Below are 18,258 nucleotides of genomic sequence, written 5' to 3'. Positions count from 1 at the left end.
AGAAAAATCAAAGGGTGTCGAGGCCGCGCAATAGATCGACCTTCATGTCGTCTAAGTGCTCAAGACCCGCGGCCAAGCGAATCATGCCTTGGCCAATGCCTGCGGCTTGGCGTTGGTCTTCCGACAGCTTGCCGTGTGACGTGCTGGCGGGGTGTGTGAGCAAAGTTTTGGTGTCGCCCAAGTTGGTGCAAAGGGACAGGACGCGCAAGCTATCGAGCACATGAAAGGCGCGTGTGCGAGCTTGCTGCGGGTCAGCCGCCTTCACATCAAACGACAACACCGCACCGCCCATGCCCGACATTTGTTTCATCGACAAGGCATGCTGCGGGTGCGATGCCAAGCCTGGGTAGTACACGCGCGACACCGCAGGATGCTGCTCCAACCACTGGGCCAACTCGTGTGCGCGTGCGCTTTGCGCGCGCATGCGAATGTCGAGTGTCTCCAAACCTTTGAGCACCACCCATGCATTGAAGGGCGACAACACCATGCCGCTGTTTTTCATGACAGGCAGCAATTTTTCTTTGATGAGCTTTTCGCTGGCACACAAAGCGCCCGCCATCACGCGGCCTTGGCCATCCAAATACTTGGTGCCCGAGTGCATGACGATGTCTGCGCCCATGCCCATGGGGCGCTGCAACACAGGCGTGGCAAAACAGTTGTCGACCGCCAGCAAAGCGCCCGCGTTGTGCGCCATGTCGGCCAAGGCAGCGATGTCGCACACCTCGGTCAAGGGGTTGGTGGGCGTCTCGGCAAACAAAATTTTCGTATTGGGACGAATGGCGGCTTTCCAAGCGGCCAAATCGGTTTGCGGCACCACGGTCGACTCCACGCCAAAGCGTGCGAACTCGGAGCCAATCAGCTTCAAGGTCGAGCCAAACATCGACTGCGAATACACCACATGGTCACCCGCTTTGAGCAAGCTGAACAACATCAGCATCACGGCAGACATGCCGGACGACGTGGCCAAGCAAGCCTCGCTGCCTTCCAAGGCAGCCAAGCGCATTTCAAAACTGCTCACCGTGGGGTTGCCCGAGCGGCCATAGGTGTAACCGTCTTCGTCGCCCGCAAAGCGGCGAGCCGAGGCTTCGGCCGAGGGCTGCACATAACCGCTGGTCAGGTACAGGGCTTCTGAGTTTTCACCATACTGGCTGCGATCAGCGGCCAAACGCACGGCCAAAGTTTCCAAATGCAGGTCATGGGGCAAAGGATGCTGGCTCATACCGAAGTCACTCCGATGGGTTGGGCAAAGCGAGGCGCGAGTTGTCTTCGGCGCCCTCTTCTGTGCCCACACGTTTTTCATTCAAGCGCACGATGTCGCCCGCAGACACATCGCCGGTCACATACACGCCGTCAAAGCACGACGCATCAAAGCCGTCAAGCGCAGGCGCATCGCTGGCCATGGCCGCACGCACGGCTTGCTTCATGGCGTCGACGTCTTGGTAAATCAAGGCGTCGCAGCCAATGAGGTCACGCACTTCGTCGATGGTGCGGTTGTGCGCCACCAACTCTTCGGGCGTGGGCATGTCGATGCCGTAGACGTTAGGAAAGCGCACAGGCGGCGCCGCACTGGCCAAGTACACCTTACGTGCACCGGCATCACGGGCCATTTGCACAATCTCTTTGCTGGTGGTGCCGCGCACGATGGAGTCATCCACCAACAGCACGTTGCGGCCTTTGAATTCGCTGGCAATCACGTTGAGCTTTTGGCGCACGGACTTTTTACGCACGCCTTGGCCCGGCATGATGAAGGTGCGGCCCACGTAACGGTTTTTCACAAACCCTTCGCGGTAAGGCACACCCAACAAATGCGCCAGCTGTGTGGCGCTGGGGCGGCTGGATTCAGGGATCGGAATGATCACGTCAATGTCGGTTGGCGGCACCATGGACACCACGCGCTTGGCCAAGGTCTCACCCAAGTTCAAACGCGCTTGGTAGACAGAGATGCCATCCATCGTGGAGTCAGGACGGGCCAAGTACACGTATTCAAAAATACAGGGCTTGAGCTGTGGTGCATCGGCACATTGCATGAAATGCGCTTTGCCTGCCAAGTCAATGAACACCGCTTCGCCCGGCGCGATGTCGCGCTCAAACACATGACCCGTGCCATCCAAAGCCACCGATTCGCTGGCCACCATGTAAGTGCCATCCGCGCCACGGCCAATGCACAAAGGGCGAATGCCAAAGGGGTCGCGGAAAGCCAACAAGCCGTGGCCTGCAATCATCGAAATGACCGCATACGAACCTTGGATGCGGCGGTGCACACGGCGCACCGACTCAAACACATCGTCAGGCTTGAGCGGCAAGCCACGCGTGGCTTTGTCAATCTCGTGGGCGAGCACGTTGAGCAAGACTTCAGAGTCGCTCTCGGTGTTGATGTGGCGGTGGTCTTCAGAGAACAACTCCGCCTTCAGCGCATGCGCGTTGGTCAAGTTGCCGTTGTGCACCAACACCAAACCAAACGGTGCGTTCACATAAAAAGGCTGGGCCTCTTCTTCGCTGAACGCATTGCCTGCGGTGGGGTAACGCACTTGGCCCAAACCGTTGTTGCCAGGCAAGGCGCGCATGTTGCGGGTGCGAAACACATCACGCACCATGCCTTTGGCTTTGTGCATGAAGAATTTACGGTCCAGCTGGGTGACGATGCCAGCGGCATCTTGGCCTCGGTGCTGCAAGAGCAACAAGGCGTCATAAATCAACTGGTTCACAGGTGCGTTGCTTGCAACGCCGACGATGCCACACATTAGGGGAGGTACTTTCCAAAATCAGCCGGTAACACCGGCTTCAACACATGCAAAAACTGTTGCAACCATTGCGTGCCCTGCGCTTGCTTCCAAGCTTCGGTGTCACGCATGGGCGTCATGCCCACCAGCACGGTCACGGCCAACAAAATGACCACACCGCGCATCAATCCAAACAAGCTGCCAAGCAATCGGTCTAAAGGCCCAAGGCCCACCGCTGACACCAGCTTTTTCACAACCCAGCTGACCAACACCGTGGCCACCAATACTGCAATGAACACCACCACAAAGCCCGCGGCATAGCGCAACATCTGGCTGCTGCCCGCCATGGGTAGCCAAGCGGCGGCAAGTGGTGCGTACATCTGCGACACATAAAACGCGGCCACCCAACCCAGCAGTGACAACACCTCTTGCACAATGCCACGCCAAAGGCCAAGCAGAAACGACAGGCCCAAAACGGCCAGCAGAATCCAATCTACGGCCGAAAACGTCTGCATCTGGGGCTTAGAGTGTCAAGACTTGCGGTTGCAATTGCAACTGCTTGATCTTGCGAGCCACTTTGTCGGCTTCATCGCGGCTGGTGAATGGTCCGACGCGCACGCGCACCCGACGACCTTCTTTGCTCTCAATGACTTGGGTGTAAGTGCTGATGCCTGCTTTTTCAAGCTTACTGCGCACTTCGCGCAACTTGTTCTCGTCTGAAAACGTACCCGCTTGCACCACAAAGCGAGACCCTGCGTCCTTGCTATCGCTGGGCTTGGCGTCTGGTTTAACTTCCGGCTTGGCAGCTGGCTTTGTGTCGACCTTGGCAGGCTCGGGCTTGGTTTCAGCTTTGGGCACCACAGCAGCCACCGCAGCGGCAGCCGCCACAGCTGCTTCTGGCTTCGGCTTTGCTTCTGCCTTGGGTTCGGGTTTGGTGTCAGGCACCACTTCCTCTTTGGCATCTAAACCCGCCGCAGCCGACAAAGGTTTGGGCGTCGATGTATCCACCAAAGGCTTGGCGGTCGCGCGGTCTGGAATATCGACCGCAATGTCCACCGACACAGGGCGCGGCTGGGTGTCAAACAGCAAGGGGAAACCGACTACACCCAACACGACCAACACCGAAGCGCCAATCAAACGGTGGCGGGCGCGGCGACGCATGGCATCTACGCTCTCGGCGGGAGAATTGCTGGTGTTGCCTTGGGGCTCACTGGTAGCTTGACCAGGCAATCGAAACTTGAAAAAAGCCATGTGAATGGGGTCTCAGGAGCTCAAATGTGGGGCGTCTAAACGGGGGATGCCATTCGCCAAAATCCCCCCGACCGTGAAGAACGATCCGAAGACCACGATTCTATCAGCGGGGTCTGCCGCAGCCACGGCCGCGTCCAGCGCGGCTTGGGGGTTGGCGTGGGTGCTGGATTGAACATCTTTGCGTGCGTTGCCCGCTTGCCAAACGTCTTGCAACTGAGTGGCTTTGGCAGCACGCTCAGTGGGCAAATCGCAAAAGTACCAACGGTCCACCAAGGGGCCCACACGCGCCAGCATGGGTGCCACGTCTTTGTCTGCCATCGCACCAAATACGACGTGGGTGGTGGGATAAAAGCCCATGGCATCGAGGTTTTCAGTGAGTGCCGCCACGGCGTGGGCGTTGTGCGCCACGTCAAACACCAAGGCCGGCTGGCCCGGCACGATTTGAAAACGTCCAGGCAGCTCGACCATGGCCAAACCATTGCGAATCGCTTGCGCCGTCACGGGCATCTCGCTACGCAAGGCCTCGAGTGCGGCCAACACACCGCTGGCATTGACCAACTGGTTGGCACCACGCAGCGCGGGATACGCCAAGCCGCTGTAACGACGGCCACGCCCTGCCCAGCCCCACTGCTGCTTATCGCCCGTGAAGTTGAAGTCACGGCCAAACAGCCACAGGTCTGCGCCAATTTCGGTGGCGTGGTCAATCACGCTTTGCGGCGGCACGGGGTCGCTCACGATGACGGGGCGGCCCGTGCGCATGATGCCCGCCTTCTCGCGGCCAATGGTTTCGCGGTCATGACCCAAAAAATCCATGTGGTCCAAGTCGACGCTGGTGATGATGGAACATGTGGGCTCAATCACATTGACTGCGTCTAAACGACCACCCAAGCCCACTTCGAGGATGGCCACGTCAATGGGTGATGAGGCCATCAAACTCAAAATCGCCAAGGTGGTGAACTCGAAGTAAGTGAGCGACACCTCACCGCCTTGGGTGCGAGCGGCTTCTACTTTTTCAAAATGTGGCAGCAAGTCGTCAGGCTGCACGGTTTCGCCATGCACGCGGCAGCGTTCTTGGAAATGCACCAAATGCGGCGAGGTGTACACGCTGGGGCGATAACCCGCTTCAAGCAAACAGGCTTCCAACATCGCACAGGTCGAGCCCTTGCCGTTGGTGCCCGCCACGGTGATGACGGGGCAATCAAACTTGAGCGCCATGCGCTCGGCCACAGTGCGCACGCGCTCTAGGCCCATGTCGATGTTTTTGGGGTGCAAACGCTCGCAATGCGCGAGCCAGCTATCGAGTGAATTCATCGTTCGATTGTCGCCCACCGCTGCAGGCCATTGGGTTTGCGGCATGATTCACCCTATGAGCAAAACAACCATCACCGTTTATGGCATTCCCAACTGCGACAGTGTCAAAAAAGCCCGTGTGTGGCTGACCGACCATGGCGTGGACTATGTGTTTCACGATTTCAAAAAACAAGGCGTACCGCCCGAAGCCGTAGACCTGTGGCTCCAACACGTGAGCTGGGACGTGTTGGTCAACCGCAAAGGCACGACTTGGCGCAAGCTGGACCCTGCACTCCAAGCCAGCGTGGTGGACAACGCATCAGCCCGCGCCTTGATGCTGGAACACGCCAGCGTCATCAAGCGCCCCGTGGTGGTCAAAGGTGCAACCGTCATCGTGGGCGTCAACCCTGAGGCTTGGGCGCGCGTTGTAGGCTAAGTCCATTCAGCGCAGGTTTTACCCACGCTTTACAGATAAAAACAAACCAAGCACTACACTTCTGCCAAGTTAAAAAAGGGATTTCCCATGAAAAAGATCACGATTCAAACCACATTGCTCGCCGGGCTGATGGCTGTGTTGGCCTCTGCCTCTGTGCAAGCCCAAGAAGTTGGCAAAGTTATCTCCAGCACGCCCATCATTCAACAAGTAGCTGTGCCACGCCAAGTGTGTAACAACCAACAAGTGGTCACCGGTGGTCAAAAGTCTGGCGCAGGTGCTGCGATGGGTGCCATCGCCGGTGGCGCAATTGGTAACCAAATCGGCAACGGCTCTGGCCGCGCTTTGGCCACCATGGCGGGCCTCTTTGGCGGCGCTATTTTGGGTGACAACATCGAAGGCCCAGGTACACCTGAAGTGAAAAACGTTCAAAACTGCAGCCAGCAAATGTTTTACGAGAACCGCACCATGGCTTACAACGTGATTTATGAGTTTGCCGGCAAACAATACACCGTGCAAATGCCACAAGACCCAGGCCCTACCGTGCGCTTGCAAATCACCCCGATGGCCCCCACAACGCCCGCCAACACTAGCTATGGTGTGCCACCAGCAGGCTCTGCACCTCGCTACTAAACCCGTCCATGCGTCACTTCGGGCGCTGATTGCAAGCAAAAGCCGCGCTCCGCGGCTTTTGTCGTTTTGGGTCACCTAAAATCTATGGTTTTGCAATTCCTACTGATACGCACACCATGACCACAGAAAAAATCGACAGCGCCAGCGTCACCACCAAAGCGAATGTTTACTTTGACGGCAAATGCGTCAGCCACGGCCTGACGTTGGCTGATGGCACCAAGCTGTCGGTGGGCGTCATCCTGCCCGCCACGTTGACCTTCAACACCGGCGCCCCTGAGATCATGGAATGTGTCGGCGGCTTTTGTGAATACAAACTCGACGGCAGCCAAGACTGGGTCAAGTCCAGCGCAGGCGAAAAGTTCAACGTGCCCGGCAACTCGAAGTTCGACATTCGCGTGACCGAGCCCTACCACTACATCTGCCACTTCGGTTAATCCACGGCTGACACACCACACCATGAGCACCATCCTCCAACACCTCCCCAAAGGCCAAAAAGTCGGCATCGCCTTCTCCGGCGGCCTCGACACCTCTGCGGCCCTCTTGTGGATGAAGCAAAAGGGCGCCGTGCCCTACGCTTACACCGCCAACCTCGGCCAACCCGACGAGTCGGACTACAACGAAATCCCACGCAAAGCGATGGAGTACGGCGCTGAAAAAGCCCGCCTCATCGACTGCCGCAAACAACTCGCTCACGAAGGCATTGCAGCCATTCAGTGCGGTGCGTTCCACATCAGCACCGGTGGCATCACTTACTTCAACACCACGCCTTTGGGCCGTGCCGTCACCGGCACCATGCTAGTGGCCGCGATGAAAGAAGACGACGTCAACATCTGGGGCGATGGCTCAACCTTCAAAGGCAACGACATCGAGCGCTTCTACCGCTACGGTTTGTTGACCAACCCCAGCTTGAAAATCTACAAGCCTTGGTTGGACCAACTGTTCATCGACGAACTCGGTGGCCGCGCTGAAATGTCGGCCTTCATGACCGCCAACGGCTTTGGCTACAAGATGAGCGCCGAAAAAGCCTACAGCACCGACAGCAACATGCTGGGCGCCACCCACGAAGCCAAAGACCTCGAGAGCTTGGCCAGCGGCATGAAGATCGTCAACCCCATCATGGGTGTGCCCTTCTGGCGCGACGACTGCGTGGTGAAAACCGAAGAAATCAGCATCCGTTTTGAAGAAGGCCAACCCGTCGCCTTGAACGGTGTGGAATACGCTGACCCCGTTGAACTGTTCCTTAAAGCCAACGAAATCGGTGGCCGCCACGGTTTGGGCATGAGCGACCAGATCGAAAACCGCATCATCGAAGCCAAGAGCCGCGGCATCTACGAAGCCCCGGGCATGGCGCTGTTGCACATCGCTTACGAGCGTTTGGTGACGGGCATTCACAACGAAGACACCATCGAGCAGTACCGCATCAACGGCCTGCGCTTGGGCCGCTTGTTGTACCAAGGCCGCTGGTTTGACCCACAGTCCATCATGTTGCGCGAAACCGCCCAACGCTGGGTGGCACGCGCCATCACCGGCACCGTGACCTTAGAGCTGCGCCGTGGCAACGACTACAGCATCTTGAACACCGAAAGCCCCAACCTGACCTACGCCCCCGAGCGTTTGAGCATGGAAAAGGTGGAGGACGCACCATTCAGCCCACTCGACCGCATTGGCCAATTGACCATGCGCAACTTGGACATCGTGGACACACGCGCCAAGCTGGGCATCTACGCACACACCGGCTTGCTGTCGTTGGGTGAAGGTGCGGACATGATCAAGTTGGAAGGCGGGTCTAAGAAGTAAAGCCTTCTTTGCGCCAATAAAAAAGCGACCTTCGGGTCGCTTTTTTATTGCACTTCTCTCGCTGAAGGCACATGACGGCATACGCTGCGCCTTCGGTTGGTATTTTTGTGACTTAAACCACGACGGGTTCTGGTTCTAGGCGAATGCCAAAACGCTCGTACACGCTGGTTTGAATGGCTTTTGCCAAGGTCATTACCTCGCCGCCTGTACAGGGGTGCTCTTTGCCACCGACGTTGACCAACACCAAGGCTTGTTTGTCGTACACGCCGGCATTGCCCACGGTTTTGCCTTTCCACCCGCAAGCGTCGATCAGCCAGCCTGCCGCCAGTTTGATCCGGCCATCGTCTAACAGGTAGTGAACCACCTTGGGCTCGCGCGCGATGATGTCGTCGCACTGGTCCTGCGTGACGGTGGGGTTTTTGAAGAAGCTGCCGGCGTTGCCAATGATCGCTGGGTCTGGCAGCTTGGCTTGGCGAATGGCACAGACCCATTCAAAGATTTGCTGGGCCGTGGGTTGGCTGATGCCGGTCTCGGCCATTTTGCGTTCGAGGTCGAGGTAGCCCAGCACGGGCTTCCAATCTTTGCGCAGCAAAAAACGCACGCGGGTGATGAGCGCTTTGCCTGCCAAGCCCAGGCCATTCTGTCCACTGCTCTCGTGCTTGAACACCGAGTCACGGTAGCCAAACGCGCATTGCGCAGCATCAAGGCTGAAAGTTTGGCCGGTGGTCAGGTCAATGGCGTCCAACGAATGAAACCGGTCTTGCAGCTCTACGCCATACGCGCCAATGTTTTGCACGGGTGATGCGCCCACGCTGCCGGGGATGAGCGCCATGTTTTCTAGACCGGGCCAGCCGTTGTCCAGTGTCCAAGCCACCAAGTCATGCCACTTTTCGCCAGCGGCGGCTTCGACCACCCAAGCCTTGTCGGTCTCTTCGACCAAGCGCATGCCTTTGATTTCCACCTTCAGCACCAAGGGCTTCACATCGCCCGTCAGCACAATGTTGCTGCCGCCGCCCAGCACAAACTTAGGCACATCGCGCAAGGCTGCATCGGCCAGCACGGCTTGCACATCGGCCTCGGTGCGCACGCGCACCAGTTGCAGGGCTTTGGCTGAAATGCCAAAGCTGTTGTGCGCTTGAAGGGGGGTGTTGGGTTCCACTAACATAGGACAATTGTCTCATTCTGAATTTGAAAGCCGACTGCCATGCCTTCTTTTGACACCGTCCTCGAACCCAATTTGGTCGAAGTTAAAAACGCCGTTGAAAACACGGCCAAAGAAATCGCCACACGCTTTGACTTCAAAGGCACGTCTGCTGCCGTTGAACTCAAAGACAAAGAGATCACCATGTTTGGCGATGCCGACTTTCAGTTGGTGCAAGTCGAAGACGTGTTGCGCAACAAACTGACCAAGCGCGAAGTGGACGTGCGCTTCCTCGACAAAGGCGATGTGCAAAAAGTGGGCGGCGACAAGGTCAAGCAAGTCATCAAAATCCGCAACGGCATCGAAACCGAAGTGTCCAAGAAAATTCAGCGCTTGCTCAAAGACAGCAAGATCAAGGTGCAAGCCGCCATTCAGGGCGACGCCGTGCGCGTCAGCGGCACCAAGCGCGACGACCTGCAAGCCGCCATGGCCTTGATTCGCAAAGACATGACCGACTTGCCTTTGTCGTTCAACAACTTCCGCGACTAAGACGCGTCTTTTTTCGCGCCAATCTTGGTCTCTTGACCAGACACCAAGCGAGCGATGTTGTCTTTGTGACGCATCAGTAGCAAAGCGCTCATCACCGCCACGGCCAACAACTCTGCGTCGCTGGTCTGCCATGCAATTTGATTGCCAAACAAATAGTAGGCCGGTGCAAACAGCGATGCCGCCAAAGCGGCCAGTGACGAGTAACGAAAGAAAAACGCCACGATCAGCCATGTGCCCATCACCGCAGCGCCGAGCAAGGGCTCTACACCAAACAAAATACCAGCGGCTGTGGCCACGCCCTTGCCACCTTTGAAGGCAAAGAACACAGGCCACAAGTGGCCAATGAATGCCGAGATGGCCACCAAAGCCACCGCCCGGTCGTCCAAGCCAAAAGTTGGGCCATACAACTTGACCAGCAACACAGGGAAGTAGCCCTTGAGCGCATCAAACAACAAAGTGGCCACGGCCGCTTGTTTGTTGCCCGAACGCAGCACGTTGGTGGCGCCTGGGTTTTGACTGCCATAGGTGCGTGGATCGTCCAAGCCCATCAGGCGGCTCACGATGACCGCGAAGGACAAGGAGCCCACCAAATACGCGCCCAAGGTGAGCAACACCACCACAGAAGAATCAGCAAACATCTATCTTTCCTTTTATTGCGCAGGGTCGCGCATTTCCCAACGAATCGCATCGATCGCGGCCAACACTTCGGGCGACAAAGTGGTGCCCCATGCGTCCAAATCGGCATCGAGTTGCGCGAGCGACGTCACACCAATGATGGTGCTGGCCACTTGCCACTTGGTGTAACAAAACGCCAGCGCCATTTGCGTGGGCGTCATGCCATTTTCTTGCGCCAATGCGTTGTAGCGGCGTGCCGCCACCAACGACTCAGGACGACCCCAGCGTTGCTTGCGCACGCTTTCATAGCCAGAGATGCGTGCGCCTTTGGGTGCGTCTGGGCCAGTGATGCCGCTGGCGTCGTACTTGCCAGTCAGCAAACCAAAGCCCAGCGGCGAATAGGCCAGCAACGACACATTCAAGCGGTGGCAGGTTTCATCCAAACCGTTTTCATACGTGCGGTTGATCAGGCAATACGGATTTTGTGTGGTGGCCACGCGTGGCAAGCCGTGCTGCTCGGCCAAGCGCACAAACTCATGCACGCCATACGGCGTTTCGTTGGACAAGCCCACGTGGCGCACTTTGCCCGCCTTCACCAACTGCGCCAGCGCTTCGAGCTGGGCATGAATGGACGTCTCAGACGTTTCTTTTTGGGGGTCGTAATACACACCGCCAAAAGCAGGCACATGGCGCTCGGGCCAGTGAATTTGGTAGAGGTCAATCACATCGGTTTGCAAGCGGCGCAAGCTGCCTTCGCACGAAGTGACGAAATCTTTCACGGTCAAACCCATGTGGTCGCGAATCCAAGGCATCCCGCGTGACGGGCCTGCCACTTTGGTGGCCACCACCAGTTTTTGACGCGCGCCTGGGTTCTTGGCAAACCAGTTGCCAATGATGGTTTCGGTGTGGCCACAGGTCTCGGCCTTAGGCGGCACCGAATACATCTCGGCGGTGTCGATGAAATTCACACCACGCGCCAGCGAGTGGTCGAGGATGGCATGTGAATCGGCTTCGTTGACTTGCTCACCAAAGGTCATGGTGCCCAAGCAAATGGGTGTGACGTGCAAATCGCTGGTGCCCAGCTGAACGAGAGGAAAAGTCATCCGAATTACTCCAGCCGTCAAGGCTTGTCAAAACCTGACAAGTCTAAAGCCTCCCCAGCCGTCGTTTAACTTTGCCGTGTCACGCCTCCTTATGATCCAAGCCATGTACCCCATCCAACACCCTTCGCGCAGCGAATTTATCCCCATCCGCCACCTGCGTTATCACGTGCGGCAGTGGGGCACGCCATCACCCGACAAAACGCCACTGGTCATGCTGCACGGTTGGATGGATGTGGCCGCCTCATTTCAGTTTGTCATCGACGCACTGCAAGACGATCACTGGGTCATCGCCCCCGACTGGCGTGGTTTTGGCCTGACCGAAACACCCCACACCGACAACTTCTGGTTCCCCGACTATCTGGCTGACTTGGACCAACTGCTTGACCATTACGTGGGAGAACGCCCAATCCACCTGCTGGGCCACAGCATGGGTGGTCATGTAGCGACGATGTATGCGGGCATTCGCCCTGAACGCATCCACAAGCTCATCAACCTCGAAGGCTTTGGCATGCCCGCCACTCGCCCAGCCCAAGCACCAAGCCGCTTGGCCAAGTGGATGGACGAGCTCAAAGCTTTGCAACGCGACGAGATGGCCCTTAAACCTTACGCCAGCCTTGAAGCCGTGGCGCAGCGCCTCATCAAAACCAACCCGCGCTTGGGCTCAGACAAAGCCCATTGGCTGGCTCAGCATTGGGCGCGCGCCAACGACCAAGGTGAATGGCGCATCCTGGGTCATGCGGCACACAAGGTCGTCAACGCCCAGTTGTTCAAAACCGATGAGACCCAAGCCATTTACGAACGCATCACCGCGCCCATGCTCTGCGTGGTGGCCAGCACCGACAGCATGGGCCAGTGGTGGAAAGACAGCTATACCTTGGCCGAATTCATGCAACGCATTGCCGCCGTGCCCAACATCACCCACGCCGTCATCGACAATGCGGGCCACATGCTGCACCACGACCAACCCGAACAACTGGCGCAATTCATAGAAGATTTTTTGAAAACGTGATGGTTTGCTAAAGAAGATAAAATTCGATTTTTAGAAATTAAGCCAAACGAATGCATTTTCCATATAACTTACGCGCCCTGCTGCTCTCCACTGTGTTGGCAGGCGCTTTGGGAGCCACGTCGGCCCAAGCCGCAGACAACGATCTCTACGACTGGCAGCCTTGCCCCGACAGCTTGGCAGTTGAGGGCGGCGCACAGCCCACCAAAAAATGGGACCTCACCATTTCCCCTTACACCCACCACTGGTCCAACAACCCAGAGCACAAGCAAGTCATTCTGGTAGCGCTTGACAGCCACGTCAGCGGTGGCCGTTTCTGCGGCTTGGCCTTGTTCACCAACTCCTTTGGCCAGGGCTCGGCTTACGCTTATGTGGGCAAACAGTGGGATGGCATTTTGGGCAACCCCAAGCTGTTCACCAAAGTCTCTGCGGGTTTGCTCTACGGCTACCGCGGCGCATACAAAGAAAAAATCCCATTCAACAACTACGGCATTGCGCCGGCCATCATTCCCTCGCTGGGCTACGCCTTCACACCTAAAGACTCAGCGCAGGTCTTTTTGCTCGGCAACGCTGGCGTTTTGTTTGCCTACGCTCGCAGCTTCTAAGAACCGGTCTGAACGTGAGAAAATCTGCGGTTTCCCCCAGACACATAAAGAAGACCGCATCATGGAAGCAGAACGCATCAACCTCATTGGATCCACACTTGCCGGCCTGAGCGTCCGCACGGTGGATCTCCGGAGGTATCTTTGACTACGATGCCAAATCTGAACGCCTGCGCACCGTCAACGCCTCGCTAGAAGACCCCACCATTTGGAACGACCCCAAAAAAGCGCAAGAGCTGGGTCGTGAAAAGAAAGCCCTTGACGGCGTGGTCGTCACCCTCACCCGCTTGACCCAAGAGTTGGCAGACAACGCCGAGTTGTTTGAAATGAGCAAAGCCGACAACGACGAAGACGGCTTGCTCACCATCGAAGCCGACACCCAAGGCTTGGTCAAAACCATCGAAGAGCTCGAATTCCGCCGCATGTTCAGCAACGAAGCGGACCCGCTCAATTGCTTCCTCGACATCCAAGCCGGTGCCGGTGGCACCGAAGCCTGCGATTGGGCCAGCATGTTGCTGCGCCAGTACCTCAAGTACGCCGAACGCAAAGGCTTCAAAACCACGGTGGAAGACGAATCTGCGGGCGACGTGGCTGGCATCAAAGGCGCCACCATCAAGATCGAAGGCGAATATGCCTTTGGCTTGTTGCGCACCGAAACTGGCGTGCACCGCTTGGTGCGCAAGTCACCGTTCGACAGCTCGGGCGGCCGCCACACCTCGTTCGCCTCGGTGTTTGTGTACCCCGAAATTGACGATTCGATCGAAATCGACATCAACCCCTCGGACGTGCGCACCGACACCTACCGCGCCTCGGGCGCGGGTGGTCAGCACATCAACAAAACCGACTCTGCCGTGCGCTTGACCCACATGCCCACCGGCATCGTGGTGCAGTGTCAAGACGGCCGTAGCCAGCACAGCAACCGTGACGTGGCTTGGAAACGCCTGCGCTCGCGCTTGTATGACCACGAGATGCGCAAGCGCCAAGAAGAACAGCAAAAGCTCGAAGACACCAAAACCGATGTGGGCTGGGGTCACCAAATTCGCAGCTACGTGTTGGACAACAGCCGCATCAAAGATTTGCGTACCAACGTTGAGATCTCGGCCACACAAAAAGTCTTGGATGGCGACCTCGATGCTTTCATCGAAGCGTCACTCAAGCAAGGTATTTAAGGAACATCATGTACCGTGAAGGCACAGCCCAACTAATCCAACGCGCCGACTACACAGCGCCCGCGTTTTGGATTGACACCGTCGATCTGACGTTTGACTTGGACCCCGCCAAGACCCGCGTGCTCAACCAAATGCGCGTGCGCCGCAACCCCGACGTGGCGGCTCAGCCTTTGCGTTTGGACGGCGACGAGCTCAACCTCGCGCGTGTGTTGGTCAACGGCCAAGGCACCTCGTTCAAGATGGACGGCAGCCAGTTGGTGCTGGAGAACTTGCCTGAAGGCCACGAGGCTTTTGACCTGGAAATCTTCACCACCTGCAACCCTGCGAAGAACACCAAGCTCATGGGCTTGTATGTGAGCAACGACTCGTTCTTCACGCAGTGCGAGGCTGAAGGCTTTCGCCGCATCACCTATTTCTTAGACCGCCCCGATGTGATGTCGAACTACAGCGTCACGCTGCGCGCCGACAAAAAGGCCTTCCCCGTGCTGCTGAGCAACGGCAATTTGGTGGACGAAGGCACGCTGGAAGACGGTCGTCACTTCGCCCGTTGGGTCGACCCACACAAAAAGCCTTGCTACTTGTTTGCCTTGGTGGCGGGCCAATTTGTATGCCGCGAACAGCGCGTCAAGGCACCGTCGGGCAAAGAGCATTTGCTGCAGGTGTTTGTGCGCTCCGGCGATTTGGACAAAACCGAACACGCCATGAACTCACTCATGGCCAGCATCAAGTGGGACGAGCAGCGTTTCAACTTGAGCCTCGACTTAGAGCGCTTCATGATCGTCGCCACCAGCGACTTCAACATGGGCGCGATGGAGAACAAGGGCCTCAACATCTTCAACACCAAGTTTGTGTTGGCCAACTCCGCCACCGCCACCGACATGGACTACGCCAACATCGAAAGCGTGGTCGGCCATGAATACTTCCACAACTGGACGGGCAACCGCGTGACTTGCCGCGACTGGTTCCAACTCTCACTCAAAGAAGGCCTGACGGTTTTCCGCGACCAAGAGTTCAGCCAAGACTTGGCTGCTGAAGCGTTGAAAGACAACCCAACAGCTGCCGCCTCAGCCAAAGCCGTCAAGCGCATCGAAGACGTGCGCTTGTTGCGCACCGCGCAGTTCCCAGAAGACGCAGGCCCCATGGCCCACCCAGTGCGTCCTGACAGCTATGTAGAGATCAACAACTTCTACACCGTCACGATTTACGAAAAAGGCTCTGAGGTCGTGCGCATGATGCAGACCCTGGCGGCAACGCCAGCTTCCAATATTTCAGGTCGTGAAGGCTTCGCCAAAGGCATGTCGCTCTACTTCGAGCGCCACGATGGCCAAGCGGTGACGTGTGACGATTTCGCACAAGCCATTGCTGATGCCAACCCAGGCTCAGCACTCGCCACACACTTGACGCAGTTCAAGCGCTGGTACGCACAGGCGGGCACACCCCGCGTGCAAGCCTCTGGCAGCTACAACGCCGACACTCGCACGTACACACTGAGCATGAGCCAAAGCTGCCCACCCAGCCCCGGCCAAGACCACAAAGAACCGTTTGTCATTCCGGTGCAATTTGGTTTGCTGGGTGCCGATGGCCGCGAGGTGCTGTCCACGCAACTCTTGGTATTGACCGAAGCCACGCAAAGCTTCGAGTTCAAGGACTTGTCACTGCAAGCAGGCGAAGAGCCTGTACCTTCTATCCTCCGAGGCTTCAGCGCCCCTGTGGTGCTGGAAAAAGACTTCACAGCCACCCAACTGCTCACGCTGTTGGCGCACGACACCGACCCGTTCAACCAATGGGAAGCAGCGCAACGCCTGTGCCTGAACGCCGCACTCACCGCCGTGGCGGCCAGCGACGCACCCACGCACGTGTTGGATGCCGCCTTGGTGCAAGCCCTGCGCACCGTGCTGCGCAACCCTGCTTTAGATGCCGCGTTCAAAGACTTGGTGCTCACCTTGCCTTCTGAAACCTACATCGCTGAACAGCTCGAAGTGGTGGACCCTCAGCGCATCCACGCCGTGCGTGAATCTATGCGTGCGCAACTGGCTCGCGAGTTGCACGACGATTGGGCTTGGGCTTTTGAAGCTCACAGCGAAAACGGCGCTTTCAGCCCCGACCCCGTGTCGAGTGGCCGCCGCGCATTGAGCGGCATGGCCCTCACCATGTTGTGTCTGGATGCACGCACCACGGGCGATGAAGTTTGGCCAGGCCGCACCTACCAGTGTTTCAAAGACGCGCACAACATGACCGACCGCTTCAATGCTTTGAGCGCTTTGGTGGGCTCGGGTCTTGAATTGGCAGGCGATGCGCTGCAACGCTTCTACAACCTGTTCCACAACGAAGCCTTGGTGATGGACAAATGGTTTGCCTTGCAAGCCGGCAGCACCGACCGTGGTGGCAACATCTTGTCGCTGGTGCGCAACCTCATGCTGCACCCCGATTTCCACATCAAAAATCCCAACCGCGCACGCAGCCTGATCTTCAGTTTCTGCAGTGCCAACCCCGGCGCATTCCACCGCAGCGATGCGGCGGGCTATGTGTTCTGGAGCGAACGCGTGTTGGAGCTCGACGCCATCAACCCCCAAGTCGCCGCCCGTTTGGCACGCGCCTTGGACCGTTGGAGCAAACTGGCCGAGCCCTACCGCACCGCTGCGCACGAAGCCATCAAACGCATCGCTGCCAAAACTGATTTAAGCAACGACGTGCGTGAGGTGGTCTCACGCGCGCTCTCCAACTAAGGACTCGCCATGTCTGTATCTCTTACCCGCTATCTGGTCGAACAACAACGCGCCAAAGGCCTCATCCCTTCTGAACTGCGCTTGTTGCTCGAAGTCGTGGCACGTGCTTGTAAAAGCATCAGCCATGCTGTGAACAAAGGCGCCTTGGGCAGCGAACTGGGCGATGTCATGGGTTCCGCCGGCAGCGAAAACGTGCAAGGCGAAGTGCAAAAGAAACTCGACATCATCGCCAACGATGTGTTGATTGAAGCCAACGAATGGGGCGGCCATTTGGCTGCCATGGCGTCCGAAGAAATGGACAGCATCCACGTCGTGCCCAACCGTTACCCCCAAGGCGAATACCTGTTGATGTTTGACCCACTCGATGGCTCGAGCAACATCGAAGTCAACGTGAGCATTGGCACCATCTTCAGCGTGCTCAAAAAAGTAGACCCCAGCAAAGGCGTGAGCGAAGACGACTTCTTGCAACCCGGCACCCAACAAGTGGCCGCTGGCTACTGCGTGTACGGCCCACAAACCACCTTGGTGCTGACCGTGGGTGATGGCGTGGCCATGTTCACCTTGGACCGCGAGCAAGGCTCGTTTGTGTTGACCCAAGAGAACGTGCGCATCCCTGCCGACACCAAAGAGTTCGCCATCAACATGAGCAACATGCGCCACTGGGACGAGCCCGTGAAGCGCTACATCGACGAGTGCTTGCAAGGTGAAGAAGGCCCACGCGGCAAGAACTTCAACATGCGTTGGATTGCCTCCATGGTGGCCGACGTGCACCGTATCTTGACCCGTGGCGGCGTGTTCATGTACCCCTGGGACAAGCGCGAGCCAGGCAAAGCCGGCAAGCTACGCCTGATGTACGAAGCCAACCCCATGAGCTGGTTGGTCGAGCAAGCCGGTGGCGCCGCCACCAACGGTCAGCAACGCATCTTGGACATCCAGCCCACACAACTACACCAACGTGTGAGCGTGGTCTTGGGTTCTAAGAACGAAGTGGAACGTGTGACGAGCTATCACGCACAAAAGTAATCTTTTACGATTCACAAACAAAGGCCCGCCTCTTGAATTCAAGGGGCGGGCCTTTGTCGTTTCAGCTGCTTGTGTAATCTACGGAAATAAAACACACAGAGGCAGCCATTGAAGAGACCTAGCACAAGCTTGGCGACTGAGCCATTTATTCAAAAACTCGCACAATTTGAAATTACAACTTGTAGCGCTATACACTACAC

At 57.4% G+C, this 18,258-nt stretch carries 18 protein-coding genes; 10 read left to right on the top strand and 8 right to left on the bottom strand.

All coding sequences use genetic code 11. The features are described from left to right. Positions 1-7 precede the first annotated feature (7 nt). Genes B9Z44_RS10830 through folC form a run of 5 tightly spaced genes read right to left on the bottom strand, consistent with a single transcriptional unit; the run spans position 8 to position 5,327 of the window. Positions 8-1,219 carry an O-succinylhomoserine sulfhydrylase gene (locus B9Z44_RS10830; RefSeq protein WP_108402450.1) on the bottom strand — a complete coding sequence of 404 codons (1,212 nt, stop codon included), beginning with the start codon at positions 1,217-1,219 and terminating at the stop codon, positions 8-10. Between the two features lie 7 nt (positions 1,220-1,226). Next, positions 1,227-2,741, bottom strand: coding sequence for an amidophosphoribosyltransferase (gene purF / locus B9Z44_RS10825; RefSeq protein ID WP_108402449.1), 1,515 nt, complete (start codon positions 2,739-2,741; stop codon positions 1,227-1,229). Next, positions 2,741-3,235, bottom strand: a complete 495-nt coding sequence (locus B9Z44_RS10820; RefSeq protein ID WP_108359185.1) for a CvpA family protein — start codon at positions 3,233-3,235, stop codon at positions 2,741-2,743. Before B9Z44_RS10820 ends, purF begins: the two co-directional genes overlap by 1 nt. A gap of 7 nt (positions 3,236-3,242) precedes the next feature. Continuing rightward, the gene (locus B9Z44_RS10815; RefSeq protein ID WP_108359186.1) at positions 3,243-3,971 is read right to left on the bottom strand and encodes an SPOR domain-containing protein; all 729 of its coding nucleotides are present in this window, start codon (positions 3,969-3,971) and stop codon (positions 3,243-3,245) included. Positions 3,972-3,983: 12 nt separating this feature from the next. Continuing rightward, positions 3,984-5,327: a bifunctional tetrahydrofolate synthase/dihydrofolate synthase gene (gene folC / locus B9Z44_RS10810; RefSeq protein ID WP_245912810.1), complete on the bottom strand. Its 1,344-nt coding sequence runs from the start codon at positions 5,325-5,327 to the stop codon at positions 3,984-3,986. A 10-nt stretch (positions 5,328-5,337) separates the two neighbouring features. Between folC and B9Z44_RS10805 the strand changes: the two genes are divergently transcribed. The 4 genes from B9Z44_RS10805 (at position 5,338) to argG (ending at position 8,124) form a co-directional block, all read left to right on the top strand. Then, complete coding sequence (locus B9Z44_RS10805) at positions 5,338-5,697, top strand: arsenate reductase (protein WP_108402895.1); 360 nt, start codon at positions 5,338-5,340, stop codon at positions 5,695-5,697. 87 nt (positions 5,698-5,784) lie between these two features. Beyond that, positions 5,785-6,327, top strand: coding sequence for a glycine zipper 2TM domain-containing protein (locus B9Z44_RS10800; protein WP_108402448.1), 543 nt, complete (start codon positions 5,785-5,787; stop codon positions 6,325-6,327). 116 nt (positions 6,328-6,443) lie between these two features. Then, entirely contained in the window at positions 6,444-6,761 is a 318-nt protein-coding gene (gene ppnP, locus B9Z44_RS10795; RefSeq protein WP_108402447.1) for a pyrimidine/purine nucleoside phosphorylase, read from the top strand. Positions 6,762-6,783: 22 nt separating this feature from the next. Next, complete coding sequence (gene argG, locus B9Z44_RS10790) at positions 6,784-8,124, top strand: argininosuccinate synthase (protein WP_108402446.1); 1,341 nt, start codon at positions 6,784-6,786, stop codon at positions 8,122-8,124. A gap of 112 nt (positions 8,125-8,236) precedes the next feature. Here the strand turns inward: argG and murB are convergent, their stop codons facing one another. Continuing rightward, positions 8,237-9,289, bottom strand: coding sequence for a UDP-N-acetylmuramate dehydrogenase (gene murB, locus B9Z44_RS10785; protein ID WP_108402445.1), 1,053 nt, complete (start codon positions 9,287-9,289; stop codon positions 8,237-8,239). 39 nt (positions 9,290-9,328) lie between these two features. Here murB and B9Z44_RS10780 point away from each other — a divergent pair, with 39 nt between their 5' ends. Next, entirely contained in the window at positions 9,329-9,814 is a 486-nt protein-coding gene (locus B9Z44_RS10780) for a YajQ family cyclic di-GMP-binding protein (RefSeq protein WP_108359191.1), read from the top strand. On the opposite strand, the gene plsY is transcribed toward B9Z44_RS10780, so the two are convergent. After that, positions 9,811-10,452 (bottom strand): glycerol-3-phosphate 1-O-acyltransferase PlsY, encoded by a 642-nt coding sequence (gene plsY, locus B9Z44_RS10775; protein ID WP_108359192.1) that lies wholly within the window; start codon positions 10,450-10,452, stop codon positions 9,811-9,813. The two genes, B9Z44_RS10780 and plsY, sit on opposite strands and share 4 nt — an antisense overlap. Positions 10,453-10,464: 12 nt before the next feature. Then, positions 10,465-11,532, bottom strand: coding sequence for an aldo/keto reductase (locus B9Z44_RS10770; protein ID WP_108359193.1), 1,068 nt, complete (start codon positions 11,530-11,532; stop codon positions 10,465-10,467). 103 nt (positions 11,533-11,635) lie between these two features. On the opposite strand from B9Z44_RS10770, the gene B9Z44_RS10765 reads away from it, so the two are divergent. From B9Z44_RS10765 to B9Z44_RS10745, 5 genes are all read left to right on the top strand, one after another. Continuing rightward, complete coding sequence (locus tag B9Z44_RS10765; RefSeq protein ID WP_108359353.1) at positions 11,636-12,541, top strand: alpha/beta fold hydrolase; 906 nt, start codon at positions 11,636-11,638, stop codon at positions 12,539-12,541. A gap of 50 nt (positions 12,542-12,591) precedes the next feature. Further along, positions 12,592-13,143 (top strand): hypothetical protein, encoded by a 552-nt coding sequence (locus B9Z44_RS10760; protein WP_108359194.1) that lies wholly within the window; start codon positions 12,592-12,594, stop codon positions 13,141-13,143. 61 nt (positions 13,144-13,204) lie between these two features. Further along, positions 13,205-14,309 (top strand): peptide chain release factor 2 gene (gene prfB, locus B9Z44_RS10755; protein ID WP_108402444.1). Its coding sequence is split into 2 segments (ribosomal slippage): positions 13,205-13,285 and positions 13,287-14,309, totalling 1,104 coding nucleotides; the frame shifts between segments, so codons are not numbered across the junction. 8 nt (positions 14,310-14,317) lie between these two features. Beyond that, entirely contained in the window at positions 14,318-17,035 is a 2,718-nt protein-coding gene (pepN, locus tag B9Z44_RS10750) for an aminopeptidase N (RefSeq protein ID WP_108402443.1), read from the top strand. Positions 17,036-17,044: 9 nt separating this feature from the next. Next, positions 17,045-18,058 (top strand): class 1 fructose-bisphosphatase, encoded by a 1,014-nt coding sequence (locus B9Z44_RS10745; protein WP_108402442.1) that lies wholly within the window; start codon positions 17,045-17,047, stop codon positions 18,056-18,058. The last annotated feature ends 200 nt before the right edge of the window (positions 18,059-18,258 follow it).

Origin of the sequence: Limnohabitans curvus, assembly GCF_003063475.1 — a bacterium.
Lineage (GTDB): Bacteria > Pseudomonadota > Gammaproteobacteria > Burkholderiales > Burkholderiaceae_C > Limnohabitans > Limnohabitans curvus.
This window is presented reverse-complemented; position numbering and strand designations above follow the sequence as displayed.